The following is a 9,741-nucleotide window of genomic DNA, read 5'->3' on the forward strand; positions in this document are numbered from 1 at the left end:
TTCAAAAAAGATAGTGTAAAGATTGTTATGAGTAAGTTTTTCATTGTGTTTAAAAAGCCCCCCAACCCCCGATGGGGGAGTTTAATGATTTTTGATTTGAGATTTCAAATCTTACGGGGATTTTATATGGTTTAAAGGATAAAATCATTACACCGAAAAAACGAATGTAGGTATTTTTTAGTTTATTTGTGGATGTTAATTTTTGTTAAATCAAAATCGATGAAAAAACTAAACGATTTACTCCAACTCGGCGACCCACGTTTATATGAAGTTTGTGAGCCTGTGTATGAGCACGAATTACCACAAGTGAAGGAATGGGTAGCAGATTTGCACAATGTAATGGAAGAAATTAGGGCAAAATATCAATTTGGTAGAGGTATTGCCGCCCCACAACTTGGAGTAATGAAACGTTTGATTTATCTGAATTTGGATAGACCGATTACAATCATTAATCCAGTTTTTGAAAACCTTAGTGAAGAAATGTTTGAATTGTGGGATGATTGCATGTCGTTCCCGAATTTACTCGTAAAAGTTAAACGTCATAAGGCATTAACAATTAAGTATTTAGACGAAAACTGGCAACTGCAAACTTGGCAAGTGGAAGATGCTATTTCCGAACTTCTCCAACATGAATTCGACCATCTCGATGGCATCCTTTGCACCATGCGAGCCATTGATAATCAGTCTTTTAAATGGCGACCAACACCCGAAAACTAATGTATAATGATTAATTGTTAATGATAAATGAGATTTTGTAAAGTCCCCTTTAGGGGATTTAGGGGTGAGGATTTAGGGGTGTTTCTGCAAAAGCACTAACCAAGCCTCTTTTACTTTATTTTCATTCAATAATTTAGCGGCTTCGGCGTGCAGAAGATTATCAAGAAATGCACAACCATACATTACTTGTTCAATAATATTTTGCATCGTTGGCGTTGCTTTGTACGCTTCAATTTCTGCTTGTGTTGGTAGGTTTTCTACATTACCGAGTTGGCCTAAGTGATTGCCTGTCAATATTTTAGATAAACGAATGTTTTCAGGAATGGTATCATAACCAATGCCAATTTTTGTTATCGGTTTTTCTACTTCAAACATAGATACTTCATTTGCACGAACATACCAATCTCCGCCCATACGAGCAACCCAATCGGTTTTTTGTTGGTCGATTTTGCCATTTTCTCCGATAATTTCTTCCGAAAAATGAGCCAAAATAACCTCGCAAATTGCCAAATTCATCGAGCCATATTGTTTGATTTCGAGTACTTTACATTCAAATTGAGCCTTTGATTCTTTCACTCGTGGTGGTTTCACAAAAACAGAATTTTCTTCCGTAAAACCCGCCTTTACAAATTCATTTGTGCCGCGTGGGAATTCTACACTCGAAAGCGACATTTGTTGCACCATTGCGTAATCGACCATATTAATGACTACCTCTGGCACTTCTTCTAAGTTGAGTGTAGTATCTTTTTTTGAGCCGTCTCGTCCTCGATTATTAGGTGCAAAAACCAAAATCGGTGGATTAATGCCCATGATATTAAAAAAACTAAACGGGCTAAGATTTACATTGCCCAGTTTATCAATAGTACTCGCAAAAGCAATCGGTCGAGGAGCAACTGTGCCTGTCAGATAACTATAAAAAACTCTTGAATCTAATTCTTTTGGGTTGAGTGTTAGCATAACGTTTGCTCTATTTTTTGAGAGTGTATCGGTAAATAGCCTTTGTTGGATGATGAATAAGCCGCAAAAACTTATCTAATTATTCATACAAATTTATGATAGTTACTGTAGAATTTAAATGATTATCTGGAAAAATGTACACACGAAAGTGAATACTCGAACTTCATCATATTTTACACAATTTTGAAAAATAGTTTCTTAGTTATAATGTTGCCAAATAAACTTTGTGAAACAAAATCAAATAGCTCTTGTGCATAGTTTCATTGATACATAGAAACGTTACATTCGTCCTAAATAATTTTTCTTTATCGAGCCATAATAGTAATTTGTATCATCACAAAACACTCAAACTTATTATATGGAATTAATTATTCAGAACCTATCAAAAACTTACGGCAACGGCGTAAAAGCCTTGAACGACATTAGCTTGACGCTTAATCGAGGAATGTTCGGATTGCTCGGCCCAAATGGAGCGGGAAAATCTTCGTTGATGCGTACAATTGCCACACTTCAAGAGCCTGACAGTGGGAGTATCACTTTCAATGATGGTTTTAATCCACCAATTGATGTACTTAAACAAAAAGATGAAGTACGTAAAGTGCTTGGCTATCTGCCACAAGAATTTGGCGTATATCCAAAGATTGATGCTGAAACACTGCTCAACCATTTGGCGGTCTTGAAGGGAATCACTGATTCGGCCAAAAGAAAGAAAACGGTTGAAGTTTTATTAGAAAAAACAAACCTCACAAATGTAAAAAATAAAAACTTAGGTGGTTATTCGGGCGGAATGAAACAACGCTTCGGAATTGCTCAGGCTTTGTTGGGAAATCCTCAAATTTTAATCGTTGACGAACCAACGGCAGGCCTTGACCCCGAAGAGCGAAATCGTTTCTTGAATTTACTGAGCGACCTAAGCAACGATAAAATTATTATTCTTTCGACTCACATCGTAGAAGATGTGCAGGAGCTTTGCCCGAATGTGGCATTGGTCAATAAAGGCCAAGTTGTTTTTGCAGGAAAAACCAGCGAAGCCGTTGATGAAATGCGAGGAAAAGTTTGGAAAGACCACGTAAAGAAAACCAATCTTGAAACCTATAGAGAAGCCATGAATGTGATTTCGGAAAGAATGGTTGCGGGCGAAACTTACGTGCATGTATTTGATAATGAGCGAATTGCACCTCATGCCATTGAAGTAGAGCCAAGCCTCGAAGACTTCTATTTTCACCGTCTCAAAGTTATTAACCAAAACTAATCGAAAGCTATGTGGAAAGAAATATACAACTTTGAGTTGGCGTATCGGAAGAAACGACCAGCTACTTTTATCTATTTTGGGATTTTATTTTTGATTGGTTTTTTGATGGTGGCAACTGATGCCATAGAAATAACTGGCGTTGGCGGACAAGTAAAAGAAAATGGTTCCTTGCCTACATTTCAAGTGTTTTCGTTTGTCAGTATTTTCTCTATTTTCGTTGCATCAGCTATTATGGGCGTTGCAATTTTAAGGGATTTTGAACACCGAACTGAAGCCCTTTTTTTCACGACCAACCTTTCAAAGTTTGATTATCTGTTTGGTCGTTTTACGGGTTCGTTTGTGGTTTTGATGTACGTTTTTCTCGGTATTCCGCTCGGAATCATCATCGGCGACTTGATGCCGTGGCGAGAAGCTTCTCGAATGTTACCGTTTCGCATCGTTCCATATTTGTATAGTTATTTGGTTTTGGTTGTGCCAAATGCGTTTATCATGGCTACGATATTTTTCTCAATCGGAGCATTGAGCCGAAAAATGATAGTGGTATTTATGCAAGGGGTTTTATTCTTGTTGCTTTATATGTTTTCGGGGACTCTTTTGGGGCAAGTGGATAAAAAAGAAATCGGTGCTTTGCTCGACCCTTTTGGCATAAGAGCGGCGGGTTTACAGTCGAGATACTGGTCGATTGCCCAAAAGAACAATGATTTAATATTGCTCAATCAAGACTTTCTGTATAATCGTTTGCTTTGGATTGGTATCGGGGCATTATTACTTTTTGTTACTTATCGGGTATTTTCTTTTAATCAAGTTCTCAACCCGATTGTTCGTAAAAAAGCGATTAAAGTGGCAAAAAAAGCTCCTTTATTGAATGAAATGATTCCAGAAGTGAGTCGAAAATTCAATAATTATTTTTTACAAATCGTAGAACTTTCAAAGATTTACTACAAAAATATCATCCGAGATTTGCCTTTTATTGGCTTGACGCTTTGTGGAATCTTGATTTTTCTCTTTACGAGTACTTCACAAAAAGGCTGGTACGAAACCACCATTGTGCCATCTACCTACGCAATGCTCGATTCTTTGGGCATTCTGACGGGCGTTTTTCCGCTCATTCTGACGATTATGTACGTGGGCGATTTGGTCTGGAAAGAGCGAGAATTACGCATGAATTTGATTCATGATTCGTTGCCGATTTCTAACATGACCGTAATGATTGGTAAGTTTTTGGGCTTAGTGCTGGCGTTTTGTTCGGTGTTCTTGGTAGCTATCTTTCTGAGTGTTATGATTCAAACCTTCAAGGGGTTTTATGATTATCAGTTTGATGTTTATTTCAAAAAACTCTTTGGTGGCGATTTACCAAGTTTAATGATATTTATGCTTTTGGGCTTTTTTGTTCATTCGCTGGTCAATAATAAGTTTTTGGGGCATGGAATTATGATTTTGATAATCATTTCTGACATGATTTTGAGTTATTGGGGAGTTGAGCATAGTTTATTGCGATTCAATTCGGCTTCGTTGGGTACATATTCGGAAATGAATGGTTTTGGGCATTTTGTGTCTTCTTTTTCGTGGAATAGCCTTTATTGGACGGCCTTTGTTTCGGTACTTTTTGGCGTCGGAACACTCATTTCGGTGCGTGGAACTGACGAATTATTGAAACTTCGCCTCAAAATTGGTCAGCTTCAACTCACGAAATCTTTCCTTATTTTCTTGATTTTTGGAACAATTTTATTTGTGTCGAGCGGCTTTTATATTTTTTACAATACCAACGTCGTAAACGAATATAAAAACTCGAAAGAGAGCGAAAAAGAGCTTGCTTCTTATGAAAAAACCTTGAAAAAGTACGAAAATGTGCCACAACCAAAAATCACGGATGTAAAATTAAACATTGATTTGATGCCCGAATCCCGTGATTTTGTGGCCGAAGGATATTATTGGCTCAAAAATAAAAGCACCAAGCCCATGAACGAACTATACATCATGGCGGGGACTTACAATGATATGAAAGTTGAGTACCTGAAACTCAGCACTCCGAGCCAATTAGATAATCAGTTTGTGAAAGATTATAGTTTTTATAAATACAAACTTTCAAAACCGCTTAATCCTTCGGATAGCTTAAAATTGGATTTCAAAATTTTATTCCAAACCAATGGCTTTAAGCAAGGAACAGGCGGAACAGATATTGTTTACAACGGTACGTTTTTCAACAATAACTATTTCCCGCTTATTGGTTACTCTGATAGGTTTGAACTGAGCGATGATGATAAACGAAAAGAACAAGGCTTAAAAGACCGTCCAAGAGCTTTAGACCGCAATAATCCGATTGGTTTGAGTCGCAGTGTTTTTGGTGATGATGCCGATTTTATTAACTTCGATATTACGATTGGCACTTCTCCCGACCAAATTGCGATTGCTCCAGGATATTTACAAAAAGAATGGACACAAAACGGCAAACGCTATTTTCACTACGTAATGGATACGCCAATTTGTAATTTTTATTCGATTGTTTCGGCAAAATATGCTATCAAAAAAGAGAAATACAAAAATATCAATCTCGAAATTTATTATCATCCGAGCCATGTTTATAACCTTGACCGCATGATGAAAGCAATGAAGGCTTCGCTCGATTATTATGAAGCCAACTTTGGCCCGTATCAGTTTAGGCAGCTTCGTATCATGGAGTTTCCTCGTTATGCTGGTTTTGCTCAATCGTTTGCAAATACGATTCCATTTGGTGAAAGTATGGGCTTTGTGATGGATATTGATGACAAAAAAGACGTAAATATGCCATTTTTTGTAACAGCTCACGAAATTGCCCATCAATGGTGGGGACACCAAGCTCGAGAAGCTGATGTGAAAGGGGCTGGATTTTTGTCGGAATCACTCTCAGAATATAGTGCTTTGATAACGATGAGCAAATCTACTTCAAAAGAACAAATGCAGCGTTTTCTGCAAAACGAATTGGATTATTACTTGCGTGGGCGAGCATCAGAGCGTAAAAATGAACAACCTTTGGCCACTTGCGAAAACCAAAGTTATATTCACTATTACAAAGGTTCGTTGGTTTTATATTCGATTCAGGATTATATCGGCGAAGCAAAACTCAATACTGCTCTAAAAAACTATGTGCAGAAATGGAATTGGCAAGAAGTAAACCGCAAAGGAATTTATCCGACGAGTAATGATTTAATCAAAGAAATCAGGGCCGTAACGCCCGATAGTTTGCAGTATTTGATTACTGATTTTATTGAGTCGATTACTTTGTACGAAAACAAAGCCACTAAGGCAACGGCTCAGAAAGAAAAAGGTAAATACAAAGTGACGATTTCGGCCGAATGCGAGAAAATAAAAGCTGATAGTTTGGGCAATGAAAAACCAGTAAAATTGAATGAATGGATTTGGGTCGGAGTGTATGGTAAACCAGACAAAGACAAGAAAGAAAAGCTGATTTATTACCAGCGTCACCGAATCAATCAGCCAAAGCAGCAATTTACGGTTTGGGTAAACGAAGAACCCGCTAAAGCAGGAATTGACCCCTTGAATTTATTGATTGACCGCCATATTAAAGACAACGTGGTGACGGTAGATTTATAACGAATTACACACAAAAACTCCGAAATAATACTCACTTTCGGAGTTTTTTGCGAATTTTATGTCAGGTAACTCAATGATAATATTTATGTCAGACACACTTTCTCCAATATCCTTAGGTAGAATCCGAACTTTCGTCCAAACTAATAAGAAAACTATTAAAACCCATACGACAGCTTGGAGTATTTATTTCTTTGTTGAATTTTGTTTTGGTTATGGATTAAATATCTTACCTGGTGGTTTTTTAAATTTCATCAAGAATGTTTTTTTTGGCATTTGTTTTTTTTATGCTTTCCTTTTTGGGGCATTAATTCCATTACTTCCGCAAAAAAAAGTACAAATAGTTATCCGTTTTATGCTTTTACTTCTGTTAACTATTTTCTTGAAGTACCTCACAAATAGATATATTTTAGGAGTTCCACAGGCAATATTATTTGAAAAAGGTATTCTGAACTACGTTTTATTTGATACTTATAAATTCGCTACAACGACTTTTTATGCCATTGCTTACTGGATTTATTTAGAAAGTATCAAAGAAAAAAACCTAAGAATAAAAGCCGAAATCGAACTACGAAAAACACAAGAAGAATTATTAAAGACCGAGATAAAGTTTCTGAAAGCACAAGTAAACCCGCATTTTTTGTTTAATACCCTCAATTTCTTTTATGCCGAATCTTATAAGCTATCGCCCAAACTCGGAGAAGGAATTATGACTTTAACAGAAATTATGCGTTATACGGTGCAATCGACCCAAAACGAAGAGATACCCGTTGAGAAAGAAGCCGAGTTTTTGCACAAATACGTTGAAATTCAACAACTACGTTTTCATAATCAGTTACAGGTATGTTTGGAAACAAATATTTTTTCGCCCAACCAACTCATTCCACCTTTGATTATTCTTACTTTTGTCGAAAACGCATTTAAGTACGGCAAACTCAACGACCCAAATAAACCGCTTATTATCAAGCTGGAAGCTGAGCCTACGGAAATAAGATTTTTTTGTCAAAACCTTAAAAATACTCATTTTCAAGAGCCATCGACGAGTGTGGGCATCGAAAACATCAAAATTCGTTTAAATAAACATTGCGATGACTACGATTTATCCGTGACCGACGAAAACAATTTATACACCGTTAACCTCCAAATCAACTTTAAATAAAATTCACAATGATTAAATGTGTTATTGTAGATGATGAACCTGCGGCAGTTGATATTCTAACCATTTACGCTAAAAAAGTGCCTTATCTGGACTTAAAACTTGCCACAATCGACGCAATGGAGGCACTGGCGTATATGCAAAATAACGACATCGATTTGGTTTTTCTTGATATCAATATGCCAGATATTTCGGGTCTTAGTTTTGCTCAGTTAGTCAACCATAAAACTAAGGTAGTTTTTACAACGGCCTATTCAGAATTTGCCCTTGATAGTTATAAATACGATGCTTTAGATTATCTGCTGAAACCTGTACCGTTCGACCATTTTCTTCGAGCATCTCAAAAAGCACTCAATTATTTAGATACTGCCTCAAAAAATCAAAATATTGAGCCAAAACAGAGCGAAGATGATTACATATTTGTAAAAACGGAACATAAAGGTAAACTAACGAAAGTGATGTTTCGAGATATCCTTTACATCGAAAGTCTGAAGAATTATGTTTCGATTTATACCGATAATAAAGAGCAGATAATCACTTTACTTACAATGAAAGAAATGGAAGAGCGGTTGCCCAAAACAAGCTTTTTTCGCTCTCACAAGTCATTTATTGTTTCTCTTGATAAAATCAAAGCCATAGATGGCGGCGAAATAGTTTTGCAATCAATCAAGGATAAAGTTCCGCTTGGAAATACCTTCAGAGAAGCTCTTTTTAACCGATTGAATAGTAAAATTTTAATTTCTAAGGGAGGAGAATCTTAGTTTTTGACTTACAAAAATAAGTGTGGAATGACTAAACAGATGCTTTAAAAATACATCATTAGGGAAATTTTACTGTGTAAATGAATCGGCAGTTTTTGTAAAGATACTTTTTGCATAGATTCGTTATGTATAGGAGTTACGCAGAGTTAATAAAATAGTATCATTTTGAAGGTCATGGCTAAAGCCTAAACCGTTTTATGCTTTAACCCCAGACTCAAGTCTGGGGTTTGGAGATTGAGTACCCTAATTGGCTTTAGCCATGACCTTTTATCAGTAATTTTGCATAACTCCTAATGTATCTTGAAAAAAGGAAACGATTTATAAGTAAGCAATATTTTAATAATTTATTTTTCCCAAAACCTCACCAAAACCAACTCTTTTTCCATCTTTTTCACAAAAACCAGCTAAGGTAAGAGTATCACCGTTTTCGAGGTAGGTACGGCTTTCGCCATTTGTGAGTGTAATTTGATTTTTTCCTGCCCAAGTGAGTTCTAAAAGAGAGCCATAAGAACCAATTTCCGAACCGCTTATTGTTCCTGATGCCAAAACATCCCCGATTTTGAGGTTACAACCGTTGACAGTGTGGTGAGCAACTTGTTGGGCGATATTCCAGTACATGTACTTAAAATTTGTGTTGGTAATGGTTGTTTCGTTGAGTTTGGCCGAAAGTTGAATATCAAAATTTCTGATGCCATCAACTTGTAAATAAGGTAGAGGCTGTGGTTCTTGAATTGGACCTTGCACTCGGAAACTTTCTAAGGCTTCGAGCGTAACGACCCAAGGAGAAATGGAAGAAGCAAAGTTTTTACCCAAAAATGGCCCCAATGGCAGAGTTTCCCATCGTTGAATATCTCGTGCTGACCAATCATTGAAAAGCACCAATCCGAAAATATAATCTTCTGCTTCTGAGGTGTTTACACATTTTCCATGTTCAGAATTCCTTCCGATGATTGCACCAATTTCTAATTCAAAATCTAATTCTTTTGTATAGCCAAAAACTGGACTTGGTGAATCAGCAAGCTTGAATTGTCCTTGTGGACGATGAATAGGAGTACCCGAAACCACAATCGAACTGGCACGCCCATGATAGGCAATTGGAATGTGTTTCCAGTTTGGATAAAGCGGATTATCGGGACGGAAGATTTTCCCTGCATTAGTTGCATGCTCGATGCTCGAATAAAAATCGGTATAATCACCGATTTTTACGGGTAAGTGCATTTTTACATTCTCGATTTTATGAAAAACGTGGTCAAAGTGCCTTTTTAATGGAGAGCTTTCTTGGGTCAGCCATTCTTGAATTTGAAGTCGAA

7 protein-coding genes are annotated in these 9,741 nt (G+C 36.8%); 5 read left to right on the top strand and 2 right to left on the bottom strand.

Annotation, left to right across the window (positions count from 1 at the left end; translation table 11 throughout):
• The first annotated feature begins 219 nt into the window (after nucleotides 1-219).
• Nucleotides 220-717 (top strand): peptide deformylase, encoded by a 498-nt coding sequence (locus tag ACOVO2_RS09675; RefSeq protein WP_421769767.1) that lies wholly within the window; start codon nucleotides 220-222, stop codon nucleotides 715-717.
• Between the two features lie 72 nt (nucleotides 718-789).
• Here ACOVO2_RS09675 and ACOVO2_RS09680 read toward each other — a convergent pair whose 3' ends face one another.
• Nucleotides 790-1,674: a flavin reductase family protein gene (locus ACOVO2_RS09680; protein ID WP_421769768.1), complete on the bottom strand. Its 885-nt coding sequence runs from the start codon at nucleotides 1,672-1,674 to the stop codon at nucleotides 790-792.
• 358 nt (nucleotides 1,675-2,032) lie between these two features.
• Between ACOVO2_RS09680 and ACOVO2_RS09685 the strand changes: the two genes are divergently transcribed.
• The 4 genes from ACOVO2_RS09685 to ACOVO2_RS09700 all read left to right on the top strand — a co-directional run bounded on the left by ACOVO2_RS09685 (nucleotide 2,033) and on the right by ACOVO2_RS09700 (nucleotide 8,431).
• Nucleotides 2,033-2,926 (top strand): ABC transporter ATP-binding protein, encoded by an 894-nt coding sequence (locus tag ACOVO2_RS09685; protein ID WP_421769769.1) that lies wholly within the window; start codon nucleotides 2,033-2,035, stop codon nucleotides 2,924-2,926.
• A 9-nt stretch (nucleotides 2,927-2,935) separates the two neighbouring features.
• On the top strand, nucleotides 2,936-6,517 hold the full coding sequence (locus ACOVO2_RS09690; RefSeq protein WP_421769770.1) for a M1 family aminopeptidase: 3,582 nt from the start codon (nucleotides 2,936-2,938) through the stop codon (nucleotides 6,515-6,517).
• A gap of 352 nt (nucleotides 6,518-6,869) precedes the next feature.
• Nucleotides 6,870-7,673: a sensor histidine kinase gene (locus ACOVO2_RS09695; protein WP_421769771.1), complete on the top strand. Its 804-nt coding sequence runs from the start codon at nucleotides 6,870-6,872 to the stop codon at nucleotides 7,671-7,673.
• Nucleotides 7,674-7,681: 8 nt separating this feature from the next.
• Nucleotides 7,682-8,431: a LytR/AlgR family response regulator transcription factor gene (locus tag ACOVO2_RS09700; RefSeq protein ID WP_421769772.1), complete on the top strand. Its 750-nt coding sequence runs from the start codon at nucleotides 7,682-7,684 to the stop codon at nucleotides 8,429-8,431.
• 336 nt (nucleotides 8,432-8,767) lie between these two features.
• On the opposite strand, the gene fahA is transcribed toward ACOVO2_RS09700, so the two are convergent.
• Nucleotides 8,768-9,741, bottom strand: a 974-nt coding sequence (gene fahA / locus ACOVO2_RS09705; RefSeq protein WP_421769773.1) for a fumarylacetoacetase, incomplete at its 5' end; no start/stop codon positions are given.

Origin of the sequence: Emticicia sp., assembly GCF_049241225.1 — a bacterium.
GTDB lineage: Bacteria > Bacteroidota > Bacteroidia > Cytophagales > Spirosomataceae > Emticicia.

What these genes read in the sequence shown, in the direction of transcription:
- ACOVO2_RS09675 (WP_421769767.1), top strand. Translation starts at nt 220, where the DNA reads ATGAAAAAACTAAACGATTTACTCCAACTCGGCGACCCACGTTTATAT.
- ACOVO2_RS09680 (WP_421769768.1), bottom strand. Translation starts at nt 1,674, where the DNA reads ATGCTAACACTCAACCCAAAAGAATTAGATTCAAGAGTTTTTTATAGT.
- ACOVO2_RS09685 (WP_421769769.1), top strand. Translation starts at nt 2,033, where the DNA reads ATGGAATTAATTATTCAGAACCTATCAAAAACTTACGGCAACGGCGTA.
- ACOVO2_RS09690 (WP_421769770.1), top strand. Translation starts at nt 2,936, where the DNA reads ATGTGGAAAGAAATATACAACTTTGAGTTGGCGTATCGGAAGAAACGA.
- ACOVO2_RS09695 (WP_421769771.1), top strand. Translation starts at nt 6,870, where the DNA reads ATGCTTTTACTTCTGTTAACTATTTTCTTGAAGTACCTCACAAATAGA.
- ACOVO2_RS09700 (WP_421769772.1), top strand. Translation starts at nt 7,682, where the DNA reads ATGATTAAATGTGTTATTGTAGATGATGAACCTGCGGCAGTTGATATT.